At 64.3% G+C, this 26,609-nt stretch carries 26 protein-coding genes; 6 read left to right on the top strand and 20 right to left on the bottom strand.

The annotated features are described in order from the left end of the window. Positions 1–4: 4 nt before the first annotated feature. Together WFP39_RS04335 and hisC are read right to left on the bottom strand one after the other, a co-directional pair. Positions 5–913 (bottom strand): prephenate/arogenate dehydrogenase family protein, encoded by a 909-nt coding sequence (locus WFP39_RS04335; RefSeq protein WP_336917919.1) that lies wholly within the window; start codon positions 911–913, stop codon positions 5–7. Next, positions 910–2,058: a histidinol-phosphate transaminase gene (gene hisC / locus WFP39_RS04330; RefSeq protein ID WP_377923225.1), complete on the bottom strand. Its 1,149-nt coding sequence runs from the start codon at positions 2,056–2,058 to the stop codon at positions 910–912. Before hisC ends, WFP39_RS04335 begins: the two co-directional genes overlap by 4 nt. Before the next feature lie 69 nt (positions 2,059–2,127). Here hisC and metX point away from each other — a divergent pair, with 69 nt between their 5' ends. Both metX and metW read left to right on the top strand, forming a co-directional pair. Then, a complete protein-coding gene (metX, locus tag WFP39_RS04325) occupies positions 2,128–3,237 on the top strand; it encodes a homoserine O-acetyltransferase MetX (protein WP_336917918.1) in 1,110 nt (369 codons plus the stop codon). After that, complete coding sequence (gene metW, locus WFP39_RS04320) at positions 3,234–3,821, top strand: methionine biosynthesis protein MetW (RefSeq protein ID WP_336917917.1); 588 nt, start codon at positions 3,234–3,236, stop codon at positions 3,819–3,821. Before metX ends, metW begins: the two co-directional genes overlap by 4 nt. A 10-nt stretch (positions 3,822–3,831) precedes the next feature. Here the strand turns inward: metW and fdhD are convergent, their stop codons facing one another. The 13 genes from fdhD to WFP39_RS04255 all read right to left on the bottom strand — a co-directional run bounded on the left by fdhD (position 3,832) and on the right by WFP39_RS04255 (position 15,473). After that, a complete protein-coding gene (fdhD, locus tag WFP39_RS04315; RefSeq protein ID WP_336917916.1) occupies positions 3,832–4,596 on the bottom strand; it encodes a formate dehydrogenase accessory sulfurtransferase FdhD in 765 nt (254 codons plus the stop codon). 17 nt (positions 4,597–4,613) lie between these two features. Continuing rightward, positions 4,614–4,829, bottom strand: coding sequence for a formate dehydrogenase subunit delta (locus WFP39_RS04310; protein WP_336917915.1), 216 nt, complete (start codon positions 4,827–4,829; stop codon positions 4,614–4,616). Beyond that, positions 4,829–7,675, bottom strand: coding sequence for a formate dehydrogenase subunit alpha (gene fdhF, locus WFP39_RS04305; protein WP_336917914.1), 2,847 nt, complete (start codon positions 7,673–7,675; stop codon positions 4,829–4,831). The genes WFP39_RS04310 and fdhF overlap by 1 nt, the downstream gene beginning before the upstream one ends. Continuing rightward, complete coding sequence (gene mobA / locus WFP39_RS04300) at positions 7,675–8,226, bottom strand: molybdenum cofactor guanylyltransferase (RefSeq protein WP_336917913.1); 552 nt, start codon at positions 8,224–8,226, stop codon at positions 7,675–7,677. The genes fdhF and mobA overlap by 1 nt, the downstream gene beginning before the upstream one ends. Next, entirely contained in the window at positions 8,223–9,773 is a 1,551-nt protein-coding gene (locus WFP39_RS04295; protein ID WP_336917912.1) for an NADH-ubiquinone oxidoreductase-F iron-sulfur binding region domain-containing protein, read from the bottom strand. Before WFP39_RS04295 ends, mobA begins: the two co-directional genes overlap by 4 nt. Then, positions 9,770–10,198 (bottom strand): NAD(P)H-dependent oxidoreductase subunit E, encoded by a 429-nt coding sequence (locus WFP39_RS04290; RefSeq protein ID WP_336917911.1) that lies wholly within the window; start codon positions 10,196–10,198, stop codon positions 9,770–9,772. Before WFP39_RS04290 ends, WFP39_RS04295 begins: the two co-directional genes overlap by 4 nt. Before the next feature lie 8 nt (positions 10,199–10,206). After that, the gene (fghA, locus tag WFP39_RS04285) at positions 10,207–11,049 is read right to left on the bottom strand and encodes an S-formylglutathione hydrolase (RefSeq protein ID WP_336917910.1); all 843 of its coding nucleotides are present in this window, start codon (positions 11,047–11,049) and stop codon (positions 10,207–10,209) included. Positions 11,050–11,059: 10 nt separating this feature from the next. After that, complete coding sequence (locus WFP39_RS04280) at positions 11,060–11,443, bottom strand: VOC family protein (protein ID WP_336917909.1); 384 nt, start codon at positions 11,441–11,443, stop codon at positions 11,060–11,062. A 4-nt stretch (positions 11,444–11,447) separates the two neighbouring features. Then, positions 11,448–11,834 (bottom strand): VOC family protein, encoded by a 387-nt coding sequence (locus WFP39_RS04275; RefSeq protein WP_336917908.1) that lies wholly within the window; start codon positions 11,832–11,834, stop codon positions 11,448–11,450. A gap of 3 nt (positions 11,835–11,837) precedes the next feature. Further along, on the bottom strand, positions 11,838–12,221 hold the full coding sequence (locus tag WFP39_RS04270; RefSeq protein WP_336917907.1) for a VOC family protein: 384 nt from the start codon (positions 12,219–12,221) through the stop codon (positions 11,838–11,840). Positions 12,222–12,394: 173 nt separating this feature from the next. Further along, positions 12,395–13,507: an S-(hydroxymethyl)glutathione dehydrogenase/class III alcohol dehydrogenase gene (locus tag WFP39_RS04265; protein ID WP_336917906.1), complete on the bottom strand. Its 1,113-nt coding sequence runs from the start codon at positions 13,505–13,507 to the stop codon at positions 12,395–12,397. A 91-nt stretch (positions 13,508–13,598) separates the two neighbouring features. Beyond that, positions 13,599–14,936 (bottom strand): MFS transporter, encoded by a 1,338-nt coding sequence (locus tag WFP39_RS04260; protein WP_336917905.1) that lies wholly within the window; start codon positions 14,934–14,936, stop codon positions 13,599–13,601. Between the two features lie 72 nt (positions 14,937–15,008). Continuing rightward, positions 15,009–15,473 (bottom strand): Saro_0803 family transcriptional regulator, encoded by a 465-nt coding sequence (locus WFP39_RS04255; RefSeq protein ID WP_336917904.1) that lies wholly within the window; start codon positions 15,471–15,473, stop codon positions 15,009–15,011. A gap of 138 nt (positions 15,474–15,611) precedes the next feature. On the opposite strand from WFP39_RS04255, the gene WFP39_RS04250 reads away from it, so the two are divergent. From WFP39_RS04250 to WFP39_RS04235, 4 genes are all read left to right on the top strand, one after another. Beyond that, a complete protein-coding gene (locus WFP39_RS04250) occupies positions 15,612–17,099 on the top strand; it encodes a lignostilbene-alpha,beta-dioxygenase (protein WP_336917903.1) in 1,488 nt (495 codons plus the stop codon). Between the two features lie 65 nt (positions 17,100–17,164). Beyond that, a complete protein-coding gene (locus WFP39_RS04245) occupies positions 17,165–18,409 on the top strand; it encodes a serine hydrolase domain-containing protein (protein WP_336917902.1) in 1,245 nt (414 codons plus the stop codon). Positions 18,410–18,420: 11 nt separating this feature from the next. Then, on the top strand, positions 18,421–18,882 hold the full coding sequence (locus tag WFP39_RS04240) for a DUF3237 domain-containing protein (protein ID WP_336917901.1): 462 nt from the start codon (positions 18,421–18,423) through the stop codon (positions 18,880–18,882). A gap of 71 nt (positions 18,883–18,953) precedes the next feature. After that, a complete protein-coding gene (locus WFP39_RS04235) occupies positions 18,954–19,484 on the top strand; it encodes a superoxide dismutase family protein (protein WP_336917900.1) in 531 nt (176 codons plus the stop codon). Between the two features lie 12 nt (positions 19,485–19,496). Here the strand turns inward: WFP39_RS04235 and WFP39_RS04230 are convergent, their stop codons facing one another. The 5 genes from WFP39_RS04230 to WFP39_RS04210 form a co-directional block, all read right to left on the bottom strand. Then, positions 19,497–21,317 (bottom strand): DEAD/DEAH box helicase, encoded by a 1,821-nt coding sequence (locus WFP39_RS04230; RefSeq protein ID WP_336917899.1) that lies wholly within the window; start codon positions 21,315–21,317, stop codon positions 19,497–19,499. Between the two features lie 128 nt (positions 21,318–21,445). Beyond that, positions 21,446–22,999, bottom strand: coding sequence for a benzoylformate decarboxylase (gene mdlC, locus WFP39_RS04225; protein ID WP_336917898.1), 1,554 nt, complete (start codon positions 22,997–22,999; stop codon positions 21,446–21,448). A gap of 3 nt (positions 23,000–23,002) precedes the next feature. Continuing rightward, positions 23,003–24,646 (bottom strand): MFS transporter, encoded by a 1,644-nt coding sequence (locus tag WFP39_RS04220; RefSeq protein WP_336917897.1) that lies wholly within the window; start codon positions 24,644–24,646, stop codon positions 23,003–23,005. A gap of 1 nt (position 24,647) precedes the next feature. Then, the gene (locus tag WFP39_RS04215; protein WP_336917896.1) at positions 24,648–25,505 is read right to left on the bottom strand and encodes an SDR family oxidoreductase; all 858 of its coding nucleotides are present in this window, start codon (positions 25,503–25,505) and stop codon (positions 24,648–24,650) included. Between the two features lie 48 nt (positions 25,506–25,553). Further along, complete coding sequence (locus tag WFP39_RS04210; RefSeq protein WP_336917895.1) at positions 25,554–26,609, bottom strand: amidohydrolase family protein; 1,056 nt, start codon at positions 26,607–26,609, stop codon at positions 25,554–25,556.

The raw sequence follows: 26,609 nt of genomic DNA, 5'->3' as shown, positions 1-26,609 counted from the left end.
GCGCTTACTTGTGATCGCTGCGCCCGAAATCGGGGCGCGGATCGTCTTGCCCCAGCGCCACGATGCTGCGCCGGATGGCGCGGGTGCGGCTGAAGGTATCGAACATCATCTGCCCGTCGCCTGCGCGGATCGCCTCGCGCATCAGCGCCAGATCGGTGAGGAAGGTGTCGAGCATTTCCAGCACCGCGTCCCGGTTATGCAAAAACACATCGCGCCACATGGTCGGGTCGCTGGCGGCAATGCGGGTGAAATCGCGAAAGCCGCCGGCGGAATATTTGATAACCTCGCTGCGGGTCACCGTCTCCATGTCGCTGGCGGTGCCGACGATTGTATAGGCGATGAGGTGCGGGATGTGGCTGGTCACCGCCAGCACGCGGTCGTGATGGTCGGCATCCATGGTTTCGACCATTGCGCCCAGGCTTTCCCAGAAATCCACCAGAGCGGCGACCTTGGCCGGATTGGCGCCGGGGGGCGGGGTAATGATGCACCAGCGCTGGTTGAACAGCGTGGCAAAGCCGGCATCGGGTCCGGAATGTTCGGTGCCCGCCACGGGGTGCGCTGGGATGATCTCGAACCCCGGCAAGGCATCGGTCAGCGCATCGGTGATGGTGCGCTTGGAGGACCCGACATCGCTGATCACGCAGTGCGGCGACAGGTCTGCCGCGATGGCGGCGGCGGCATCGCGCATCGCGCCCACCGGCACGCACAGGATGACGAGATCGGCGCCGCGCACCGCCTCGCCCGGATCGTCGCATACATGATCGACCAGGCCGCGCGCCCGTGCCCGGACCCGCACCGCCGGATCGGCATCGTAACCGGTGGTCACGGTGCCAAGGCCATCATCGCGCAAGGCAAGGCCGATGGAACCGCCGATCAGGCCAAGGCCGATAATGGCAACGCGCCGAAAGCTCATTTGGCAGCTTCTGCCATGCTGCGCAGCGCGCGGGCAATATCGTCCATTTGCGCGGCCGTGCCGATGGTGATGCGCAAGGCCTGCGGCAAGCCCTGCCCCGGCAGGTGGCGGACCGCGTAACCTGCCCGCGCAATGCCTTCCATTGCGGCGGCGGCGGTGAGCGCACCTTCGAACAGCACCAGCACGAAATTGGCCTCGCTCGGCACCGCGCGCAGGCCGTGATTGCCCAAGGCCTCGATTGCGGCAACGAATCGTTCGCGCTCGGCCCGGTTGTGCGCGCGGCTCGCCTCGACAAAGGCCTGGTCCTTCACCGCGGCTATCGCGGCGGCTTGCCCGGTGCTGGTAACATTGAACGGCCCGCGGATGCGGTTGAGCGCATCGACAATGCCCGGCGCGCCAGTGCCCCAGCCAATGCGTTCGCCGGCAAGTCCGTAAATCTTGCTGAAGGTGTGCGTCACCAGCACATTGCCTGCCGCCGCAGCCAGTGCGAGCGCGCCGTCATCATCAGCCGGATCGACATATTCGGCATAGGCGCGATCGACCACCAGCAGCACATCGGCCGGAATCCCGGCGTGCAGGCGGGCGAGTTCGGCACGCGGCAGATAGGTGCCGGTGGGGTTGTTCGGATTGGCGAGGAAAACCACGCGCGTCCTGTCCGTGATACAGGCTAGCAGCGCATCGACATCGGTGCCAAAATCCCTGTCGGGCGCAACAACCGGTACCGCGCCGCAACGGCGCGCAGCAATGTCATAGACCGAAAAGCCATAACGGACATAGGCCACCTCGTCCCCCGGCCCGGCAAAGGCTTGCGCGGCAAGGTTCAGCAATTCGTCCGATCCCGTGCCGCAGACAATGCGCGCCGGATCAATCCCGTGCAGATTGCCCAAGGCTTCGCGCAGGGCGGTGGAATCGGGATCGGGATAGGCGGCGGCGTCGGCAATGCTCGCCCGCGCCGCCATCGCCGCCGCGCTGGTGCCGAGCGGGTTTTCATTGGCCGACAGCTTCACCAGCGGCTTGCCATCGGCACTTTTCGACTTGCCCGGAACATAGGCATGGATCGCGGCGATCCACGGCTTGACCTGCGGCCCGGTGGACACGCCAGTGGGAACAGGGGCGGAAAGGGTGGTGTCGTTCGCGTTTGTCACGCCGCTGCCCTTAGCGCGGACCGCGCACAATTGACAGTATGCACGCAAAGCCCCAAGTCCGCTCTCGCAATGGCAACCGCGCTCGCTTCTCAACTCAACACGCTTGACCTCGCCCAGCCGCTCCCGCTCGACAGCGGCAAGGTGCTGCCAAACGTGCGCCTGGCCTACGAAACCTATGGCGATCTGGCGGCGGACCGGGGCAATGTGATCCTGATTTTCCATGCGCTGACGGGCGATCAGTTCGTCGCGCGCACCCACCCCATCACCGGCAAGCCCGGCTGGTGGCAACGGATGGTGGGGCCGGGCCTGCCGATCGACACCAGCCGCTATCATGTCATTTGCGCCAATATCATCGGCGGCTGCATGGGCTCCACCGGGCCTGCCGATCTGGCCGAAGACGGGCAGGCTTACGGGATGCGCTTTCCCGTCATCACCATCCGCGACATGGTGCGCGCGCAGGTGGCGCTGCTCGACCAGTTGGGGATTGACCGGCTGCACGCGGTGGTGGGCGGATCGATGGGCGGAATGCTGGCGCTGTCGTTCGCAGCCAACTGGCCCGGCCGGGCTGACTGCGTGCTGGCGATTGCCACCACGGCGCGGCATTCGGCGCAGAACATCGCCTTTCACGAAGTGGGGCGGCAGGCGATCATGGCCGATCCGGATTGGCGCGGCGGCGATTATTACGGGGGCGGCAGGAAAGGCCCGGAAAAGGGGCTGAGCGTGGCGCGCATGGCGGCGCACATCACCTATCTTTCCGAAGCGGGGCTGACCGAGAAATTCGGGCGCCGCTTGCAGGATCGCGATGCCAAGAGTTTCGGCTTTGATGCCGATTTTCAGGTCGAAAGCTATCTCAGGCATCAGGGCATTGCCTTCACCAACCGCTTCGACGCCAATTCCTACCTCTATATCACCCGCGCGATGGATTATTTCGATCTGGCGGAGGAAGCAGGGGGGCGCCTCGCCGATGCCTTTGCCGGGGCCAGCGGCACGCGGTTTTGCGTCATCAGTTTCGATACCGACTGGCTTTATCCCACGGCGGAAAGCCGCAACATCGTCCACGCGCTGAATGCGGTGGCCGCCCCTGTCAGCTTTGTCGAACTGTCCGCGCCGTTCGGGCATGACAGTTTCCTGCTCGATGTCCCAGCGCTTGACCGGGTGGTGAAGGGTTTCGTGGGATGAGCCTGCGCCCCGATCTCGCCAAGATCGCCAGCCTTGTGCCGCAGGGCGTCCGCGTGCTCGATGTGGGCTGCGGCGATGGCGAATTGATGGATGTGCTCACCCGCGAAAAGCACGTGGATGCGCGCGGGCTGGAGATTGATCCGGAAGAAGTCGAACGTGCGGTGGCGCGCGGGCTTTCGGTGATTCAGGGCGATGCCAACCGCGATCTGGCCGATTACCCCGATGGCGCGTTCGATGTTGCCATCCTCAGCCAGACCTTGCAGACCGCGCAGCGACCCGATTGGCTGCTCGATCAATTGCTGCGTATCGGGCGCACCGCCTTTGTCAGCTTCCCCAACTTTGCCTATTGGAAAATGCGCATGGCGCTGCTTCTGGGCGGACGGATGCCGGTAACGCGGCACTTGCCGGTCAGCTGGTATGCCACCGCCAATATCCACCATCTGACGGTGGAGGATTTCCGCGATCTGCTGGCCGAAAAGGGCGTGAAGGTGGAAGGCTGCTGGTTCTTTGCGGATGGACGCGAAATCGGCAGTTTCAACGCCAATTGGCGCGCGGAGCACGCGGTGTTCCGGTTGAGCCGGTAGGGCCGCGCCGCTAACCGTTCACGCAGATCACGCTGTCCTCCCGCGCCAGGCACCACAGCGAAAGGCCCGCCGCCCGCGCCCGCTCCACCGCCATGCTGGTGGGCAGCGATATAGTGGCGAGCGTTGTTGCTCCTGCCCGCACCGCCTTTTCGACAATCTCGTAGGAACAGCGCGCGGTCGACAGGATGAAGCCGCCCTGCATGGGCAGCGCCTTTGCCGCCATCGCGCCCACCAGTTTGTCCATCGCATTGTGGCGGCCCACATCCTCGCGCACGCAGACAATGCGCCCGCCGCTGTCGGCATAGGCGGCGGCATGCGCGGCATTGGTGGCGCGGGTGAGCGGCTGATGATCGCGCAACTGGCCAAGAGCCGAGAAGATCGCCGCCGCATTGATCGCCTCATGCGCGGCAACGGCGGGAAGGGGGCGCGCAACCGCTTCGAGATTTTCGATCCCGCACAGCCCGCAGCTCGATTCGGCCACGCGGGCGCGCACCCGGTCGGTCAGCTTGTCGATACCGAGGCCGGATAGCGTGGCGCGCACAATCCAGCCCTTGTCCACCTCAGCCACGGCAATGTCGGTGATGTCGGCAGGCGTCGCCGCCAGCCCTTCGGTAAGCGCAAAGCCGCGCGCGAAATCATCCAGATCGGCAGGCGTTGCCATCATCACGGCATAGGCAAGCCCGTTGAATTCCAGCGCCACAGGCACTTCGGGCACGAATTGGCGCGAGACGGGGGTTATCGCCCCGTCCCTGCCATATTGCATCAATTCGGTCATTATCTCGCGCCTTCGCGTCAGGCGGCAGTCATTTGCGCCTTCAGCTTTTCGATGGCGGCACGCGCAATCGGGGTCAAGCGCGAGAGGTCATCGGCAAAGATCGCCGCCTTCATGCGCGGATCCCAAAATTTGCCGATATGCTCGGCGGTTTCCGCAACCGCCACCGCCTCGCCCTTGGCGGCGAGGTTGGTGGCGATCTGGTTGGCCATGCGGATGAGCTTGGTATCGTCCATTATTCCGCAGGCTCCATCGCTTCGATGCGGCGGGCGAGGGCCGAGAGGTCGGCATATTCCTCCTGCCATTCGCTCGGCCCGTTGCTGGGCGTTACCTGCACCGCGGTCACCTTGTATTCGGGGCAATTGGTCGCCCAGTCCGAATTGTCGGTAGTAACGACATTGGCCTGCGTCGCAGGGTGGTGGAAAGTGGTGTAGACCACGCCGGGCGCCACGCGGTCAGTCACCAGCACGCGCAGGGTGGTTTCGCCCGCACGGCTGGCGAGCCGCGCGAAATCGCCGGTCTTGAGGCCGCGATTTTCGGCATCGGTCGGGTGGATTTCCAGCACGTCTTCCTGATGCCACACGCTGTTCGCGGTGCGGCGGGTCTGCGCGCCGACATTGTATTGCGAAAGGATGCGGCCCGTGGTCAGCAGCAGCGGGAAGCGCGGGCCGGTGCGTTCGTCGGTGGGGACATATTCGGTCACCACGAATTTGCCCTTGCCGCGCACAAAGCCATCGACGTGCATGATCGGGCTGCCCTTGGGCGCCTTTTCGTTCACCGGCCATTGCAGCGGTTCGCCACTGGTCACGCGTTCCCAGCTCACGCCGGAAAAGGTGGGTGTGAGGCGGGCGATCTCGGCCAGGATCTGGCTTGCATGGGTGTAATTCCAGCCGCAGCCGATGGCATTGGCGAGCAGCTGCGTCACCTGCCAGTCTTCATAGCCGTTGGCGGGTTCCATCACCTTGCGCACCGGCTGGATGCGGCGTTCGGCATTGGTGAAGGTGCCATCCTTCTCCAGGAAGGTTGAGCCCGGCAGGAAGACATGCGCGTAATTCGCGGTTTCGTTCAGGAACAGGTCGTGGACGATCACGCACTCCATCGCCGCCAGGCCGCTGGCGACATGGTGCGTATCGGGGTCGGATTGCAGAATGTCCTCGCCCTGGATGTAGATCGCCTTAAAGCTGCCATCGATCGCGGCATCGAGCATGTTGGGGATGCGCAGGCCGGGTTCGGGATCGAGCTTCACGCCCCAATCCGCTTCGAACAGCGCGCGGGCATCGGCGTTGGAAATGTGGCGGTAGCCCGACAATTCGTGCGGGAAGCTGCCCATGTCGCAGGCGCCTTGCACATTGTTCTGGCCGCGCAAGGGGTTCACGCCCACGCCGCGGCGGCCGATATTGCCGGTGGCCATCGCAAGGTTGGCAATCGCCATCACCGTGCTCGACCCCTGGCTGTGCTCGGTTACGCCAAGACCGTAATAGATCGCGCCATTGCCGCCGGTGGCATAAAGCCGCGCGGCGGCGCGCAGATCGGCGGCGGGCACCTTGGTCACGGCTTCCAGGAATTCGGGGCTGTGCTTTTCGTCGGCAACGAAACGCGCCCAATCCTGAAACTCGTCCCAGTCGCAGCGTTCACGCACAAAGGCTTCGTTGACGAGGCCTTCGGTCACGATCACATGCGCCATCGCGGTCAGCACGGCGACATTGGTGCCGGGCTGCAGCGGCAGGTGATAGGCAGCCTCCACATGCGGCGACCGCACCAGATCGATCCGGCGCGGGTCGATCACGATCAGCTTTGCCCCTTCGCGCAGGCGCTTCTTCATGCGGCTGGCGAAGACGGGATGGCCGTCGGTCGGGTTGGCGCCAATTACGACGATCACGTCGGCATCTTCCACCGAATCGAAATCCTGCGTGCCCGCGCTGGTGCCGAAGGTCTGCGACAGGCCATAGCCGGTGGGCGAATGGCACACGCGTGCGCAGGTATCGACATTGTTCGCGCCAAAACCGGCGCGGATCAGCTTCTGCACCAGGAAGGTTTCTTCGTTGGTGCAGCGGCTGGAGGTGATGCCGCCCAGTGCGCGGGGGCCGTGCTCGGCCTTGATCTTGGTGATCTTGGCAGCGGCAAAGCCGATTGCCTCTTCCCAGCTGACTTCGCGCCAGGGCTGGTCGATGCTCTCGCGGATCATCGGCCTGGTGATGCGATCCTTGTGGTTGGCATAGCCCCAGGCGAAGCGGCCTTTCACGCAGGAATGGCCGTGGTTTGCCTTGCCATCCTTCCACGGCACCATGCGCACCAATTGCTGCCCACGCATTTCGGCACGGAACGAACAGCCAACGCCGCAATAGGCGCAGGTGGTGACCACGGCGCGTTCGGGCTTGCCGATTTCCTTGACGCTCTTTTCCTGCAGCGTCGCGGTGGGGCAGGCCTGCACGCAAGCGCCGCAGCTGACACATTCGGACGAGAGGAAATCGTCCACCGTCTGCCCGGCGGAGATCATGCTGGCAAAGCCGCGCCCGTCCACCGTCAGCGCGAATGTGCCCTGCACCTCGGCGCAGGCGCGCACGCAGCGGCTGCAGACGATGCACTTGGAGGCATCGAAATCGAAATAGGGGTTCGAGGTATCTGTGGCGAGGCCGAGATGGTTTGCACCCGAATAGCCGTAACGCACATCGCGCAGGCCGACATTCGCGGCCTGATCCTGCAATTCGCAATCGTTGTTGGCGCTGCAGGTTAGGCAATCGAGCGGATGATCGGAGATATAGAGCTCCATCACGCCCTTGCGCAGCTTGGCGAGGCGCGGGGTCTGCGTCTGCACCTTCATGCCGGGCGCAACCGGCGTGGTGCAGCTGGCAGGCGTGCCGCGCGCGCCTTCAATCTCGACCAGGCACAAACGGCACGAGCCGAAGGCCTTCACATTGTCGGTGGCGCACAGCTTGGGAATGTCGCCGCCGATTTCCGCAGCGGCACGCATCACCGATGTGCCTGCGGGCACGGTGACTTCGCGTCCGTCTATCGTCAGCGTGACCATTTCGGCCGACTTGCTGGCCGGCGTGCCGAAATCCTTCTGGCGTTCGTAACCCATCACTTGTGCTCCAGCTCGGCTGCCTGAATTGCGGCCAGGTCAGCCGGTGTATTGATATTTGCAGGGGGGGATGCTGCGTTCACCGGGCGCGCTTGTGCGCGGGCGGCAAAGGCGAGCATCGAGCGGCGTCCTTCACTCTGGAGGATAGCCGCGGCAGCTGCTTCAGCTTCAACCAACCAATGACCTATAACCGGCTGCGATGCAAGATAGGCCGAAGGCGGTGTGAGCGCGTCCAGCGTGTCCTGCGGCAATCCGGCATTGTCCACGCCGCAGCTCAGCACGCTGGCAAAGCCATGCTTGCGGGCATGGGCAAGCCCTGCGGCCATCCCGCCCAACGGGCCGAGGCCGGGTTGCGGCCAGTCGGGGATGCACGGCGCAAGCGTCTGCGCCGCTTCGTCATCGCGGCCCGCGATCACCACCTTGTCGCACCATTGCGACAGCGTGGCCACCGCGCGCGCCAGCAGCGTGTCGCCGCCCAGCACGGCAAGCGCCTTGTCGCTGCCAAAGCGGGTGCTTTGCCCGCCTGCCAGAACAAGGCCCATCACACTCATTCGGCAGCGTCCGGCAGGCTGTCGGCCAGATCGGGCGCGAAATCGGCGGGCCAGTGCTTCAGCGCGCTCATCACCGGATAGGGCGTGAAGCCGCCCAGCGCACAGAGCGAGCCGAACTTCATCGTCTCGCACAGATCGGTCAGCAGCTCGACTTCGTCGGCCACGCTGCGGCCCACGGTCTTTTTCGCATTGTGCATTTGCGGGGCCAGCTCCAGCACATCGCGCTGCCTTCCGCCATCGCGGATGCGGTCGATCAGCTCCACCCCGCGCGTCGAACCGATGCGGCAGGGCGTACACTTGCCGCAGCTTTCTGCGGCGCAGAATTCCATCGCAAAGCGCGCCATCGCGCCCATGTCCGCCGTGTCGTCGAACACGGTCACACCGGCATGGCCGATCAGCGCATCGGCTGCGGTATAGGCTTCATAATCAAAGGGAATATCGAACTGGTCCGGGTGGATATAGGCGCCCAGCGGCCCGCCTACCTGCACCGCCTTGACCGGACGGCCCGACGCGGTGCCGCCGCCGATCTCGTTGACGAGGTAATCGAGCGTCACGCCAAACGGCACTTCGAACAGGCCGCCATGCTTGATATTGCCCGCCAGCTGCACCGGCATCGTGCCCTTCGACCGGCCATGTCCGCGAGCGGCATATTCCGCAGCGCCGCCTTCCATCAGGATATGCGGCACGGCGGCGAGCGAGAGCACATTGTTGACCACCGTGGGGCGGCCCATGAAGCCTTCCAGCGCGGGCAGCGGGGGCTTGGCGCGCACTTCGCCGCGCTTGCCTTCCAGGCTGTTGAGTAGCGAGGTTTCCTCGCCGCAGACATAGGCGCCTGCTCCCACGCGCACTTCGCATTGGAACGGGGCGATGATGTCCTTGCACAGGGCGAGCGCGGCATTCAGCTTGCGGATGGCGTCGGGATATTCGCTGCGCACGTAAATATAACCCTGCCGCGCGCCCACGGCGTCGCCGGCAATCGCCATGCCTTCGATCAACGCGAAGGGATCACCTTCCATCGCCATGCGGTCGGCAAAGGTGCCGCTGTCGCCTTCGTCGGCGTTGCACACGATGTATTTTTGCGGGCCGGGTGCAGCAGCCACGGTCTTCCACTTGATGCCGGTGGGGAAACCCGCGCCGCCACGGCCGCGCAGACCGGATTCGAGCACTTCGGCAAGGATCTGCTCGCTGCCGATTTGTCGGGCGCGTGCCAGCCCGCTCCAGCCGCCGCTGGCCGCATAGTCCTCAAGGCTCAAGGGGCGCGTCTTTCCCGCGCGCGCAAAGGTCAGCCGCGTTTGCGCGGCGATGAAGGGATGCTGTTCGATCACGCCGATCGCCTTGTCGCTGGTGCCTGCGAGAATGGCATCGACATCGGCCAAGGTCGCCGGTCCGAAGCCTTTCCCGTCAATCTCCACCAGCGGTTCGAGCCAGTGCATCCCCCAGCTGGAGGTGCGCTGCACCTCACAGCCCTTGGCGGCAAAAGCCGCGGCCAGCTTGTCCGCCCCGCCCGCGCGGGCCAGCGCATCGTCAGAGATACGAACAATCGTCATGCGTTTTCCACCAGTTCGGCCACGGCCGCCGCATCCAGCCGGATATGCAGGTCATCCTTGACCCGCGCGGCAGGCCCGGCGCTGCACAGGCCCAGGCAATAGACGGTGTGGATCGCCACCCGCTCGCCCGCCGCCTGCTTGGCCGCATCAATAATCGCTTCGACGCCGCGCGCCTTGCACGCTTCGGCACGGCAGATCTGCACCACGGGGCGCGGATCGGCGGTGGGCGTAAAATCGTGATAGAAGCTCACCACACCGTGCACTTCGGCGCGCGTCAGGTTCAGCGCCTTGGCGATTACCGCTTCCGCTTCGACATCGACGCAGCCGAATTCGTGCTGAACATCGTGCAGGATGGGCAGCAGCGGCCCTTCCTTGGCGGCGTGGCTGGCGATGATTTCGCCGATTTTCTGTTCCTTGCTGGGCATGGTCTTTCTCAGGCTTTCAGCCGCTGGGCGTGCCAGGCGATATGCTCGGCCATGAAGGTCGAGATGAAGAAATAGGAATGGTCGTAACCGTCCTGCATCCGGATGGTGGCTTGCATCCCGGCGGCGGCAACCGCCTCTTGCAGCAGGTGCGTTTTCAGCTGTTCGGCAAGGAAATTGTCCGCTGTTCCCTGATCGACCAGCAGATCGGGCAGGCGCGCACCGTCCGCGATCAGCGCGCAGGCATCGTATTCGCGCCATGCCGCCTTGTCCGCGCCGATATAGCCCGTCAGTGCCTTTTCGCCCCACGGGCAGTTCAGGGGCGAAACAATCGGCGCAAAGGCCGAGACCGAGCGGAAGGCTGGCGGATTGCGCAAAGCAATGGTCAGCGCGCCGTGGCCGCCCATTGAATGGCCGGTGATCCCCTGCCGCTCCGTATCCGCCATGGGGAAATTGGCCGCGATCAGCGTGGGCAATTCCTCTTCGACATAGGCGCGCATCCGGAAATTCGCCGCCCACGGTTCCTGCGTCGCATTGACATAGAAGCCGGCGCCCTTGCCGAAATCATAGCCTTCGTCATCGGGCACATCGTCGCCGCGCGGAGAGGTATCCGGGCAGACGAAGATCACGCCATGCTTGGCGCAGGCAGCGCGGTATTCGCCTTTCTCCATGACATTGGCATGGGTGCAGGTGAGGCCCGAAAGATAGGTCAGCACCGGCAGCTTTGCGCCCGGTTCATGATCGGGCACGAAGACCGCAAAGGTCATCGGCGTGCCGGTGGCGGCACTGGTGTGCGTGTAGACGCCCTGCGTGCCGCCATGGCTGCGATGTGTGCTGACCCTTTCGAGTGTCATCAACCCGTCCTCAGGCCATCCAGTGCAGCGCGCACAGCTTGTGGCCGGTCGGATCGCGCAGATAGGCGAGATACAGCGTGCGGTCGCCAAAGGGGCGCGGGCCGGGCGGGTCTTCGCACGGCGTGCCGCCAGCCGCCGCCCCTGCTGCGTGCCACGCATCGCACTCAGCCGGGTTTTCCATCAGGAAGCCGATCGTGTTGCCATTGGCGACGGTTGCAGGCTCGCCGTTGATGGGCTTGGTCACGACGAAGATCCCATCCTTGTGGATGTAGGTTACGCGGCCCTTGGCTTCGTCCAGCATTCCCGGCTTGCCGCCCACCGCGGTGAACACGGCGTCATAGAACGCCTTGGATGCGGCGAGATCGTTGGTGCCCACCATGTTGTGCGAATACATCGGTTCAACCTTCCACATTCATGGTGAAGCAGCACAGCTTGTTGCCCACCGGATCGCGCAGGTATGCGCCGTACATCGGCTGGCCGTAATCGCGCCGGCCGGGGGCACCTTCGCAAGTTCCGCCATTGGCAAGGCCCGCCGCGTGCCAGGCATTGACCGTGGCGATATCAGGAGCGCCGAAACCGATCGTGCCGCCATTGGCGGGCGTTGCCGCCTCGCCGTTGCGCGGGCGGCCCACGGCAAACATGCCCGTGCCCGGTTCGCCGTAAAAGGCACGGTCTTCCATCTTCTGCGACGGCACATCCAGCGTGGCAAAGATGGCATCGTAAAAGGCGATGGAGGCGGCGGGATCATCCGCCCCCACCATCACATGCGTGAAGTACAGTCCCACCTGTTATTCCTTCGGTCCGACATTGGCGGTGAAGGCGCAGATCTTGTGGCCGTCGGGATCGCGCAGATAAGCGCCGTACATATTGCCGGGGCTTTGCGCGCGGAAGCCGGGTTCGCCCGCATCGGTGCCGCCATTGGCGAGGCCGGCCGCGTGCCAGGCATCGACCTCGGCATAAGACTTCGCCTTGAAGCCCAGCGTGAAGCCGTTCATGCACGTGGCCGCTTCGCCATTGGCGGGCTTGGCCACGATGAAGCTGCCGCTTTCGCTGGGATAGACGGTGCCGTGCGGCAGCGGATGGCCGCCATAGCCCAGTACGCCCATGGTCGCGTCATAGAACTTGCGCGCCGCGTCGATATCGTTGGTGCCCACGAAAATGTGATTGAACATGCGCTTGGCCTCTCTCCTGAGGCGAATCCCGCAACGGGCTTCGCTCACCTTAGGTTATCACATAGCCGAAAACTTCGGTCTTGTGAAATGTTGAAATGCGGGCCGCAGCCTGCCTTCGCCGCGCCCCGGTGGGCAGCGGCTATACCCGTGCAGCGGCCGGAAACAGCTGGACCTTAGAACACCACCACGCTGCGGATCGACTTGCCCGCATGCATCAGGTCGAAGGCGGTGTTGATCTCCTCCAGCCCCATCACATGCGTGATCATCGGGTCGATCTCGATCTTGCCGGCCATGTACATGTCGACAATCTTGGGCACATCGGTGCGCCCCTTGGCGCCGCCGAACGCGGTGCCGCGCCAGTTGCGACCCGTGACGAGCTGGAAGGGGCGGGTGGCAATTTCCTTGCCCGCTTCGGCAACGCCAATGATGATGCTGGTACCCCAGCCGCGGTGGCAGGCTTCGAGAGCCATGCGCATCACTTCGGTATTGCCGGTGGCATCGAAGGTGTAGTCGGCGCCGCCATCGGTCATCTCGACCACCTTGGCGACCACTTCCTCGCGGCTCATGCCCTTGGACATCAGGAATTCGGTCATGCCGAAACGCTTGCCCCATTCCTCGCGGTCCGGGTTGATATCGACGCCGATGATCTTGTTCGCGCCCGCCAGCCGCGCGCCCTGAATGACATTGAGGCCGATCCCGCCGAGGCCGAACACCACCACATTGTCGCCTACCTGCACCTTGGCGGTATTGATCACCGCGCCCACGCCCGTGGTGACGCCACAGCCGATATAACAGCTGGTCTTGAACGGCGCGTCTTCGCGGATCTTGGCAACCGCGATTTCGGGCAGCACGGTGAAATTCGAGAAGGTCGAGCATCCCATGTAATGGAAGATCGGCTGGCCCTTGTAGCTAAACCGCGTGGTGCCATCGGGCATCAGGCCCTTGCCCTGCGTGGCGCGGATTGCGGTGCACAGATTGGTCTTGCCCGAAAGGCAGGATTTGCACTGGCGGCATTCCGGCGTGTAGAGCGGGATCACATGGTCACCGGGCTTCACGCTGGTTACGCCCGGCCCAACCTCGCGCACGATGCCTGCGCCTTCATGGCCCAGCACGCTGGGGAAGATGCCTTCGCTGTCAAATCCGTCCAGCGTGTAGGCATCAGTGTGGCAGATGCCGGTGGCCATGATTTCCACCAGCACTTCGCCCGCCTTCGGGCCTTCCAGATCAAGCTCGACGATTTCCAGCGGCTTCTTGGCTTCGAAAGCGACGGCGGCGCGGGTCTTCATGGGTGTTCTCTCCGAAAATGGGCAATCATCAGGCGGCGGGGCCGGGCCGGATTGGCTCCGGCCCCGTGCGCATCATTTCAAGCAGCAGGCATCAGGCAGCCTTCAGCGCGCGGGCGGCCGCTTCCTCTTCGGCCATCAGCGCATCGCCTTCGTCATCGGGCAGGAACCACAGCATCAGCGCGCCGAGCACCGAACCCGAACACATGATGAGCGATACCGCCAGCAGTTCCGAATCGCCCAGCCAGGTGAACAGGAAGCCCGCGATGATGGGTGAACCTGCCGCACCCAGACGACCCACGCCCAGCACAAAGCCGGTGCCGGTGGCCCGTGCATAGGCCGGGAAGCCGCGCGCGAATGCCGCATAATAGCCTACGATCGCCGCGTTCAGGAAGAACATGGTGAAGAAGGCCGCGATGCGCCAGGTCCACAAGGTATCATGGCCCAGGCCAAACCACGCCACCGCTGCCACGCCCAGCAGCGCGGCACCGATCGTCGGGCCCTTGATGCCGAATTGCTTCATTGCAAAGCCGAACAGGAAACCGCCAAGCGCGCCGCCAATATTGGCATAGGTCAGGCTGCTCGCCGCGTCCGGCTGGCTGAAGCCGGCGCCCGCCACGATGGTGGGGGCGAACTTCAGGATGTAATAGAAGGTCAGCGTGTGGAACATGTAGCCAAAGGCCAGCAGCAGGGTGATCTTGCGCAGCTTGGGCTTGGACAGAATGTCCGTGACCTTGGGCTTGGGGCCGGTATTCTCGATTACCGGCAGAGCATCGATCGCGTCCTTGCCATAGGCACGCAAGGACTTGTTGAGCTTTTCCAGCGCGCCAGCGGGCCGGCGCGAGGCATAGAAGGCCGGCGTTTCGGGCACCAGCAGCAGCACCAGCGGGATCATCGCCGCGGTCACCACCGCGCCGAACAGGAACACCGCGCGCCAGTCATATTCCACAAGCAGCCAGCCCTGCGCGGCAAAGCCCCCGATCACGCCGCCCAGCGGGTAGCCGATCACGTAGAGCGCCATCGAAATGGAGCGGCCCGACTTGCTGGTCGTTTCCGCCACCACCGCGTTGGTGGCCGCCAGCATCCCGCCAATCCCCAGGCCGGTGATGAAGCGCCAGATGGTGATTTCCACGATCGTGTTGGAATCATGGGCAAACCACATGCCGATCGCCATGACGACAAGGCAGATCAGCATGGTGCTCTTGCGGCCGAAATTGTCCGCCATGCCGCCCAGAATGACCGATCCGAAGCCCATGCCCACCAGTTCGGCCGACAGCATGATGCCCAGCGCATCGCGTTCCACGCCCCAGTCTGCGGCAATGCCGGGCGCGGCAAAGGCGCTCGACAGGACGTCGAACCCGTCCAGTGCGTTCAGCAGCACCATCAGGGCCACGACAATGATCTGCCGCATGCCCATGGGGGTATCGTTCATGACGGCGACGGGATTTCCACCGCCCGATGCTCCGGCCATTGTTAAGATCCTCTCTCCAAGCTCTTGCCGCCTTCATTCGTGGATTCGCGACAGCATTTCCACCAATTTCTTGACTTCGTCCGGCGTGAAGCGGCTTTTCAGCCATGTTTCGTGGCTTTCAATGCACGCCTTTGCCTCCACCAGCGCGGCGTCTCCCGCCGCTGTCAGGTGCAGCGCCTGCATCCGGCCGTCGCGGTCGGACCGCTCGCGCCGCAGATAGCCGCGTTCCTGCATCCGGTTAACGATGGTCATGGTGGTGGCGCGGTCCATCCGCAGGCGGTTGCCGACTTCGATCTGCGCAATGCCGGGATGATCACCGACCAGCCACAGCAGGCTGACTTGCTTCTGCGTCAGCCCCAGATGCGAGAAGGTTTCGGTGAAATGGCGGTAGACCGCGCCGTGCGCCAGGCGGATGTGGAAGCCCACAATGCCTTCCAGCGCCCCCAGTTCGGCCCCGGCGGCATTGCCTGCTGCATCGTTGTTTTTGTCCGCCGTCAATGCAGGCTGATCCAAGCCGGTGTCCCCATCCCGAAAAGTGCGAAAACCCCACCCCAAAGCCGGTATCCGGCCACGGGGGATTATCTTGCCTATTCGTTAGTAAAGCATACAATCTGGCGCAAGGAGAGGACGAAACCCATGGTGCATTTTCCCGATACCCCCAATTTCACCGGATTTAACACCCCCAGCCGGATCGAGGCGGACATTACCGATCTGGAGCATCAGGGCGAAATTCCGCGCGAATTGAACGGGGCATTCTTCCGCGTGCAGCCCGATCCGCAATTCCCGCCCATGCTGGGGGACGACATCAGCTTCAACGGCGACGGGATGATCACCCGCTTCCATTTCCACGACGGGCAATGCGATTTCCGCCAGCGCTGGGCCAAGACCGACAAATGGAAGGCCGAACGTGCCGCCGGGCGCAGCCTGTTCGGCATGTACCGCAACCCGCTGACCGATGACCCGTCGGTGAAAGGCATGATTCGTTCCACTGCCAACACCAATGCCTGGATCTATGCCGGCAAATTGTGGGCGATGAAGGAGGACAGTCCCGCGCTCATCATGGATCCGGTGACCATGGAGACCGAGGCGTTCGAGACGTGGGAAGGCGCGATGAGAAGCCAGACCTTCACCGCCCATCCCAAGATCGATCCGGTCACCGGCAACATGGTCGCCATCGGCTACGCCGCCAGCGGATTGTGCACCGATGATGTTGCGCTGATGGAAGTGAGCCCCGAAGGCAAGCTGGTGCGAGAAGTGTGGTTCAAGGTGCCCTATTATTGCATGATGCACGATTTTGCGATCACGCAGGATTACCTCGTGCTGCATATCGTGCCTTCCATCGGCAGCTGGGAACGGCTGGAGCAGAGAAAGCCGCATTTTGGTTTTGATACCACGCTGCCAGTCTATTTGGGAATCATTCCGCGCCGCGACGATCTGAAGCAGGAGGACATCCGCTGGTTCAAGCGCGGCAATTGCTTTGCCAGCCATACGGTCAACGCCTGGCAGGACGGTAGCAAGGTGCATTTCATCGTGCCCGAAGCGAAGAACAACATGTTCCCCTTCTTCCCCGATGTGCACGGCGCGCCTTTCAACGGGGCCGAAGCGATGAGCAAGCTGACGCGCTGGACCGTGGATATGGCGAGCAACGGGGAGGAGTTCGACGAGATCGTGCAGCTGACCGAAACCGCCAGCGAGTTTCCGCGCATCGACGACCGCTTCACCGGTGTGAAGAACCGCTACACCTGGGGGCTGGAAATGGACATGCGCCGCCCGTGCGAATTGAAGGGCGGCAGCGCGGGCGGTTTCCTGATGAACTGCCTGTTCCTGAAGGATCTGGAAAACGGGGCGGAACAGCACTGGTGGTGCGGGCCGGTGTCCAGCCTGCAGGAACCCTGTTTCGTGCCGCGATCCAAGGACGCGCCCGAAGGCGACGGCTGGATCTTGATGCTGTGCAACCGGCTGGAGGAGAAGCGCACCGACCTCCTCGTGTTCGACGCGCTCGACATCGAGAAAGGGCCAGTCGCCACGATCAACATCCCCATCCGCCTGCGTTTTGGCCTGCACGGGAATTTTGCCAGGGCCGAGGATATCGGGCTGGATGCCAAAGTGGCGGAACCGGCCTGAGGCAGCGGGTCAGGGCTTGATTTCCGTTCTCCCCTGGGCAAGCTTGTCCGGGGGAGAGAACTGCCATGAAAGCCGTATTGTCCGCCGCGGCCGCAGCGCTGCTGATGAGCATCGCCGCCTGTTCGCAGGGGCAGGCGCCTGCTGCGCCTGAAACTGCGCCGCCTTTTTCGCAGGCCGAAATCGACGGCAGCCTTGCGCCATCTGCCGCCACGGTGGCAATGCGCTGGGAATGGCTTAACCCGGCGATCAATGCTTTCACCTTCCGCAACACCCATCAGGTCTTTGCCTATCGCAGTGTGGCGGCCCCTGAAACGCCGCGCGATCTGCCGCGGGGCGATCCGCTGGCCATGCCTGCTGCCGCGCTGCAAGGGCGGCAGGTCGATTATGCGACATGGGCCGATGCCACCTTCACCAACGCCTTTCTTGTGCTGAAGGATGGCAGGATCGTGTTCGAGGATTACCGCAACCGGATGCGCGCGGAAACGCCGCACATCGGCTTTTCGATGACCAAGACGATCACCGCCATGCTGGTCGGGCAGGCGCTGGAACGCGGCGAGATTGCGAGCCTCGATGATCCAGTGCGCACCTATGTCCCTGCGCTGGCCGACGGAGCCTATGGAGCAGCGACGATCCGCAACCTGCTCGAAATGCGCAGCGGCGCCGATATTGAGGAGCGTTATGATTTCGGCGAAAATCCCAGCCTTGCCGCGCAGATTCATGAGGCGGCGATTGTGCGCAACCAGCGCCGCTTTGCCGATTTTGCGGTCGGCATCCCGGCGCGCGGCGAACCCGGCACGGCCTTCAATTACGCCACGCTCGACACGGCCGTGCTGGGCTGGGTTCTGGAGGAAGCGACAGGCGAGAAGCTGGAAGACCTGATGGAGTCGCGCATCTGGCAACCGCTGGGCGCGGAATTTGGCGGACATTTCCTGGCCGATGGCCCGGTTGGGGAAGGCCGCGCGCTCAACGGCATGGGCTTTAACGCGTCGCTGCGCGATTGGGCGCGGTTGGGCCAACTGATGCTCGAAAACGGGCTGGCCGGCGCGGTGCGTGTGCTGCCCGAAGGCTGGGTGGCGCAGATGACCGCGATGAAGCCAACCGGCCAGGCGATGCCTGGTTACGGCTTGCAGACATGGCAGGTCGATAGTGAACCGGGCGCCTATGCCGCGGTTGGGCTGGCGGGGCAGTTTATCTATGTCCACCCGGCCAGCCGCACGGTGATCGTGAAGCTGAGCTATCACCCGCCGGTGGAGCCCGCATGGCTGGTGCCGGACGAACTCGCCTACTTTGCCGCGATCGCCAAGAATTGAGCCCGATTGCCATGATCAAGCCTGAACTTGAATTCGTGTACGAAGCGAGCGGTGAACTGGAGCCGCCGCGTGAAATCGGCCCCGTGGTCGATGGCACGCGGCGGATCATCCCGATCAAACCCGGCGGTTACGTGAAAGGCCCGCGCATTTCGGGGCGGCTGATGGGCAACAGCGCGGACTGGCAATTGACCCGGCCCGACGGGGTGACCGTCGCCGATGCCATTTACGCCATCGAAACCGATGACGGCGCGCTGATCCAGATCCGCAACAAGGGGCTGCGCCACGGCCCGGCCGAAGTTATGGATCGTCTGCGCCGGGGCGAGGATGTCGATCCGGCCGAATACTACTTCCGCACCGTGCCCGAATTCATCGCGCCCACCGGCCCGTATGATTGGCTCAATCGCTCGATCTTCATCTGTTCGGGCGCGCGCTATGCCAGTTCGATCAAGCTGTGGGTGTGGCGGGTGCTTTAGAGCCGGGTTGCGATGCGTGGGAGCCATCGCCATTCTCGTGCATTGATAGGAAAACCACGGGAGCCTTGTTCATGCTTCTAAAGACTGTCGCCGCCCTTACCGCCACCCCGCTGCTGCTGGGATCGCTGGCCGCCTGCGCCACTTATGGAGAGGCCGGCACGGCCCAGCGCGCCGCTGCGCCCTTGTTCCTGGCCGATGGCACCCCGGCCGGCCTTGCGACCGTTACCGCCACCACCAACGGCCTGCGGCTTGATCTCGAAGTCGTTGGCCTGACGCCCGGACCGCATGGGGTGCATGTGCATACCACCGGCGCTTGCACCCCGACCTTTGCCGCGGCGGGCGGGCATTGGAACCCCGGAGGCCACACGCACGGCCTCAACAGCCCGTCGGGCCAGCACGCCGGCGATATGCCCAATGTCGAGGTGGGCGCCAACGGGCGGGGCAGTTTGTCGTATATGCTCGGCGGCGGCGCGACGTTCGAAGGACTGTTCGATGCGGATGGGTCCGCCTTCATCGTCCATGCCGGGCCGGATGACCAGATGACCGATCCCGCCGGGAACAGCGGAGACCGGATCGCCTGCGGTATTTTCGTGTCGCGTTAAACTGGCCTTGGCCTAGCTGCGCGGCCCCTTCGAGAAGGGCTTTTTGCCGCCCTTCTTGAACAGGGCGGGGCCACCTGCTGTCTTGCCGGGAAAGGATTTGCCCCCCTTGCGGTGGGGCTTGGCTGCGACGCGCGGGCCGGGACGGTATTCGCCGCGCGGTGCATTGTCATTGCCTTCGCGCGACCCGTGCCGCCGGTTCTGCCGTGCCATTTCGCGCGGTGCTCCGGCGCTGCGTTCGATAAGCAGAGATTCCTCGCCCGCCTCGCGTTCCTGCTCGCCCGTGCGGCGGGCGGCGTCGGCGAACTTGTCGGCGATGGCGCGCGGGATCTGCACAAAACTCTCCTGCGCCCCAATGCGGATCGCGCCGATTTCGTTGCGCGAGACATGGCCCCGGCGGCACAGCACCGGCAGGATCCATTTGGGATCGGCACCATGGCTGCGCCCGATGTCGAGGCGGAACCAGACCGTGTCCTCAAAACCCGGTCGGTGACGTTCGGCCTGCGCGGCGCGCTGCGCGTCGGGCGTGCCCGCGGTCAGCTCTTCAGGCTGCGGCATGGCGGCGCGGTGCGCATGAACCAGCAGCGCGGCGATTTCCTCCGCGCTTTTCTGTTCGAGGAGTTCGAGGCCCAGCTTGCGGTCTTCCTCGTCGAGTTCCACCGGCTCCATCAGTTTGAGCAGCAGGCGTTGGCGGTCGGCGGCGCGGATCATCTGCGCGGTGGGCGCTTCCACCCATTCGGCGTTGATCTTCGCCCCGCGCAGCATCGATTCCACCCGGCGGCGGCGCGGATAGGGCACGATCAGCACGGCGGTGCCTTTCTTGCCTGCGCGGCCCGTGCGGCCTGAACGGTGCTGCAAAGCCTCCGCATCGCGCGGGATTTCGACATGGATCACAAGGCTGACGCCGGGCAGGTCGATGCCGCGTGCGGCGACATCGGTTGCCACGCACACCCGCGCCCGCTTGTCGCGCAGCGCCTGCATCGCGGTGTTGCGTTCGGATTGCGAATGTTCACCCGACAGCGCCACCACGGCAAAGCCGCGCTCCTGCAAGATGGCCGAGAGGTGCCGCACCTTTTCGCGCGTGGCGCAGAACAGAATGGCGGTTTCCGCCTCGTGATAGCGCAGCAGATTGACCACCGCGTTTTCCACTTCGGGCGGGGCCACGGTAATCGCCTGATAGGCGATGTCGCCATGCCCCCGGTCCTGCTCGACGGTGGAAATGCGCAAGGCATCGTTCTGATAGCGTGTTGCCAAGGCCACGATCGGGCGCGGCAGCGTGGCGGAAAACAGCAGCGTGCGGCGGCCTTCGGGCGCGGCGTCGAGGATCGCCTCCAGCTCCTCACGGAAACCCATGTCGAGCATTTCGTCCGCTTCATCGAGCACGGCAGCACGAAGGCCCGTCAGGTTCAGTGCGCCGCGTTCCAGATGGTCGCGCAGGCGTCCGGGCGTGCCGACCACGATCTGCGCGCCGCCCGCCAGATTGCGGCGTTCCTTGCTGGCGTCCATCCCGCCAACGCAGGTCGCAATGCGCGCGCCCGCGCCCTGATACAGCCAGCCCAGTTCGCGCGCGACCTGCAGTGCCAGTTCACGCGTGGGGGCAATGACAAGCGCGAGCGGCCCGGAATTGCGCGGCACTTGCGCATCGGCATCGAGCAGGTTTTCGGCAAGCGCGAGGCCAAAGGCGACCGTCTTGCCCGAACCCGTCTGCGCGGACACGAGCAGGTCGCGGCCTGCGGCTTCGGGTTGCACGACGGCGGACTGGACTTCGGTCAGATTGGCATAGCCGCGTGCGGCAAGCGCCGTGGCAAGCGGCGCGGGCAGGTGGTCAAAAGGCATAAGGGAGGTAGACTTTCCGGGGGTAACCAAGCGAGGCTGGCTTTCCGAATCCCATGATGCGGAGCCGCCTTGTTGCATCCCCCTTACACGCAAAATGCCCGCTTGGCTAATCGTGCGCCGGTTTGCCTTCAGGCGATGCGGATGTCGAGCAGGCTTGGCCCTGTTTGCGCAAAGCTCCACGCCAGCGCGTCGTCGAGTTCCTCCACGCGGGAAACGCTGCGCGCGGGCACGCCTTGCCCCTCGGCCAGCTTGGCAAAATCGAGGCCACCCAGATCGCAGCCCGGCACATGGTTCATGCCAAATTCGCCCGAAAAGCCGGTCAACGCGGCATAGGCCGAATTGTTGAGGATGCAGAAGCTGGCATTCGCACGCTCCTGAAAGGCGCTGAAAAGCCCCTGAATGGTGTACATGGCGCTGCCATCGCCCAGAATGGCGATCACCTTGTCATCCTGCGCCATCGCCACGCCTATTGCCGCAGGCAGCGAATAGCCCAGCCCCCCGCTGGCGCAGGTGTAGAACCCACCCTTGCGCCGGATGGGTAGCGTGTCATGCTCCGGCCCGCGCGCGGTGGGGGCTTCCTCCACGATCACCGCATTTTCAGGGCGCAGCGCGGCAATGCGTTTGAGGACATAAGCAGCCTTCATCTCCGGCGCGGGGTCGATCAGCTGGTGGCTGGTGCCGGTAAAGGCGCGGGCGGGAAGCAGATCGGCCAATTGCCGAAGACCTGCCGCCGGATTGCCCAGCACGCCGAAACTGCCCGCTGTGCCTCCCGGCAGGTTGGACAGATGCGCGGGGTCTTCGGACAGCGCGGCCAGCGCGGCACCTTCGGGCCAATGCGGGCCGTGCCCTTCCACGTGATAGGTGAAGACCGGCGCGCCCACCACCAGCAGCGCATCATAAGGGGCAAGCGCCGAATTGATCTTGTCGCGCCATGCGGCGAGAAAACCGGCGAATTGCGGATGGTCTTCGGGAAATGTCTCCCGCGCGGCATAGGGCGCGGCCCAGACCGGCAGCCCTGCCTTTTCGGCCAACGCTATCGCGGCGTCCCAGCCGTCAGGGTTGTTTGCAAGGCCGGTGCCGATGATGAGCGCGGGGTTTTTTGCATCCGCCAGCATCCCGGCGATCCGCTGCACCCCGGCGGGGTCGGGCAGGGTGGCAAGCGAGAGGTCGGGCAGCAGCGGCAAGGCGCATTCGCGCTCCCAATCGTCCACCGGGATCGAGACGAAGACCGGCCCCATCGGCGGCGTCAGCGCGACGGCAAAAGCACGGGCAAGCGCCAGCGGCACATCCTCTGCCCGTGCCGGTTCGATGGAATATTTCACGAAGGGCCGGGGAAACTCGCTTGGCCGCTCCGCCCCCAGGAACGGGTCATGCGGCAGGATGCTGCGCGCCTGCTGGCCTGCCGTTACCACGATGGGCGTGTTGTTCCGATAAGCGGTGAACAGATTGCCAAGGCTGTGCCCGGTGCCCGCGCTGGAATGCAGGTTCACCAGCGCAGGCTTGCCGCTGGCGCGGGCATAGCCATCGGCCATGCCCATCACCACCGCCTCGTTCAGGCCCATGACATAGGGGAAGGGCAGCCCTTTCAGCATCGGCAGTTCGGTGCTGCCCGGATTGCCGAACAGCCGGTCCACCCCGTAATGGGCGAACACCGCGAAGGATGCGTCCCGAACCGTCACCATGGCCTACACCGCCTCCCCGCCGGCGCGGGCGCGGTCGAGTATGCTTGCCTCGTCCCGCTTGTAGCGCGCCAGCACGATCAGCAGCGACAGCACGAGGAAGGGCACCACCGCGTTGATCGAGATGATCGCCTGGCTCAGCACCCCGCCGTTCTGGTCGGCCACGATGCCCACTGCATAGGGGCCAATGCCAAGGCCCAGCAGCGTCTGGATGATCATGTAGGTGGAGAAGGTGATCCCCCGCATCCGCGGCAGCACCAGCCCCAGCATCAACGCATAGGCAGGCGGCAGCCACAATGTCAGGATCAGGCTGTAGACGCTGAAGCGCAGGTAAAAATCGGTCACATTCTCCGCGCTATAGGCCCAGATGCCGAAGAAGGGCGAAATGCCAAGGCTGAGCAGCATCAGCCACACCATGCCCTTGCCGCCCATCCGCGCGTTGAGGAAATCGGCGAGCGGCCCCGCCACCAGCGGCCCGATGATACCCAGCGCCGCCGCCAGCAGGCCGAATTGCGCGCCCGCTTGCGCCGGGGTCAGTCCGAACTGCGTGATCAGCATGGTGGGGGTGAAGGCCATCACGCCGTAATTGATCGCGGTCTGCAATCCGCCCGCAATCATCAGCAGGATGAGCGAGGGGGACAGGATGACGTTATAGGCGGGCTTGTCGGTCAGCTTGAAGCTCTGGAACAGGTTCAGCACGACGAAGGCACCGAAGGCGGCCACGCCCCATTGCATCCAGTGCGGGTCAATCTCCGCGCCCCAGATTTGCAAGGCGGGACGGGGCGAGAAACCCTGCGCCAGATGCACCAGCAGTGTGGCCACGCCAAGGATGATGGCAAGGCCGGCCAGATTGATCGCCCATTGCCGCGCGCCCGCCTTGCGGTGCCAGAGATAGAACCAGTTGGTGCCCGGAACCACCGATCCCAGCACATTGGCGCTGGCCTTGAACGGCGCAGGATCCTTGGGCGCGATGATACCGTCCATCCCGCCGCGCACGGGTTCTCTCAGGCGGTAGATGAGGTAGGCCAGCGGAAAGCCGGGAAGCGCCGAGACCAGGAAGGCGAACTGCCAGCCGGAAAAGCCGAAGGATGGCGCACCTGCCGCCACACGCATATCCCACCACTGGCTGACCATGCCGCCCACCGCCATCGACAGGCCAAGGCCGATGGCAAGGCCGATGCCGAGGCCCGCCATGCCCACGCCGCGGCGGCTTTTGGGCAGCGCGTCAAAGATGATCGAATTGGCGGCAGGCTGCGTTGCGCCTTCGCCAATCCCCACGCCAAGGCGGCTGATCGCCAGCAGCGCAAAGCCCGTGGCAAAGGCGGATAGTCCGGCAAAGAACGACCATACGGCGAGGCAGATCGCAAGCAGCCGAGTGCGGATCCAGCCGTCCACCAGCCGCCCCAGAGGCAGCGAGAACAGCGCATAGAACAGCGCGAACACCGTGCCGTAGAGCAGGCCGATCTCGGCATTGCCGATGCCCACATCCTCGCGAATGTCATTGGCCAGGATCGACAGGATCTGCCGGTCGAGCAGGCTCATCGCTTGGGCAGCGGAAACCAGCGTCAGCGCATACCAGCCATAGGGGCTGATCTTGCTGCTGGCTTTTTCAGGGGCCGGGGCTTGCGGGGGCGCGGCTTCGCTTGCCATCTTATTTGCCCAGCGCCTTGGCAATCGTTGCCGCAATCGGCGTGGTGGGGCGGCCGGTCAGGCGGCTGAGCGTGCGGCTGTTGTTCTCCAGCGCGCCCAAAGATGTGGCGAAGGCCGAATTGGCAATGACCGGCGCATAGGCCTCCGGGATGCCCACGGCGAGCAGCGAGGCGGCGTAATCGGCCTCGCTCATGTTCTCATACCGCACGGGCTTGCCTGCAATGCGGCTCACTTCGGCGGCGAATTCGGCCATCGTCCAGCTGTCATCGCCAGCCAGATCGTAGATGTCGCCGCCCTTGCCCGTGGTCAGGATCACCGCAAGCCCTGCGGCCAGATCGGCACGGCTGGCGGAGGAAATGCGCCCCTCCCCCTGCGCGCCGGTAATCAGGCCGAATTCCACCTGCGCGGGCAGGGCGCCGATATAATTCTCATTATACCAGCCCATGCGCGCCAGATCGTAAGTGAGGCCGCTCGCCGCCAGGCTTTCCTCACTCGCCTTGTGTTCCGCGCCCAGCCGGATCGGCGTATCGGGCGCATTCAAGATCGAGGTGTAGAGGATATAGGACACGCCCGCCGACTTGGCCGCGTCGATCACGGCGGCGTGCTGGCGCGGGCGCTGGCCCAGCGCGCTGCCCGAAATCAGCAGCAGCCGATCAACCCCTGCCAGCTGGCCCGCCAGATCTTCGGGCTTGTCGTAATCCATCGCGCGCACGGTGACGCCCTTGGCCGCGTAATCCGCCAGTTTCGAAACATCGCGCCCAAAGGCCACGATGGAACCTGCGTCCACCTTGGTCAAAAGCTCGTCGAGCACGAACTTGCCCAGCTGGCCGCTGGCACCGGTTACGCCAAAGGTTGTCATATCAATCCTCTCCCCAGGATGTGTGCGCGCACGAAAATGCGCGAATTTTTACAACTTGAACAGCGTTTCCGCATTGGTCTGGAAGAACTTGCGCTTCTGCGCGTCGCTCATGTCCATTGTGTCGAGCAGGCGCACTTCGTCGGGTACATATTGATAGGGGTAATCCATCGCATACATCACCCGGTCTTCGCCCATCACATCCATCATCAGGCGGATGCTGGCGGGGCTGGGCAGGCCACTGGTGGTGCCCCACAGATTGTTGCGCAGGTAATAGTGCAGCGGGTGCTGGAGCGGCTTCAGGCGCGGATAGCGGTTCGACCGCACGCCTGCATTGAACATGTAATTCAGCCGGTCGATCCAGAAGGGCAGCCCTTCGCAGCCATGGCCCAGCGCCAGTTGCAGGCTGGGGTAGCGGTCGAACACGCCCGTCGTCAGCAGGCGCATGGCGTGGTAACTGGTTTCCACCGCAAAGCCGAACACCGCGCCTTCGAGGCCTGCTTCCACCATGCCGCCGATCATGTTGTCGGGCGGGCCTTGCGGGTGGATGTAGAGCGGGATGTCCATATCTGCGCAGGCGCGCAGGATCGGGTCGAACTGTTCCTCGTCCAGATAATGCCCGTGCGTGTGGCTGTTCACCTGCACCCCGGCAAAGCCCAGCTCCTCCTTGCCGCGCCGCAGTTCCTCCGCCGACCATGCGGGGTCCTGCGGGCAGATTGCGGTCATCCCCACGAAGCGGTCGGGATAGGCTTCGCAGGCGGCCTTGAGTTGGTCGTTGGCGCGGCGGGCAATGCCCTTCGCCTCCTCCACATCATGCAGCGATTGCACGCCGGGGCTGGTCAGCGCCAGCACCGCCTTGTCGATGCCTGCATCGTCCATCGCCGCAATGCGAAGCGGCCCCAGATCGAGCAGCCGTTCGCGGATGAAGGTGGTGCGTTCCGAAGGGCTGGTGCCGTAAAAGCCCCACAGCGACACGGTGCCCTTGTCTGCGCGGCCCTCCTTCACCAGCCGCAGGATCGCGTCCATCTGTTCGGCAGTGGCAAAGGCTTCCTCGGTCGCGATGCGCAGATAGCCGCGGTCGCCGCCGGTTTTCAGTTCGTGGGTCAC

This window comes from Alteraurantiacibacter lauratis, from assembly GCF_037154155.1.
Taxonomy (GTDB): Bacteria; Pseudomonadota; Alphaproteobacteria; order Sphingomonadales; family Sphingomonadaceae; genus Alteraurantiacibacter; species Alteraurantiacibacter lauratis.
This window is presented reverse-complemented; position numbering and strand designations above follow the sequence as displayed.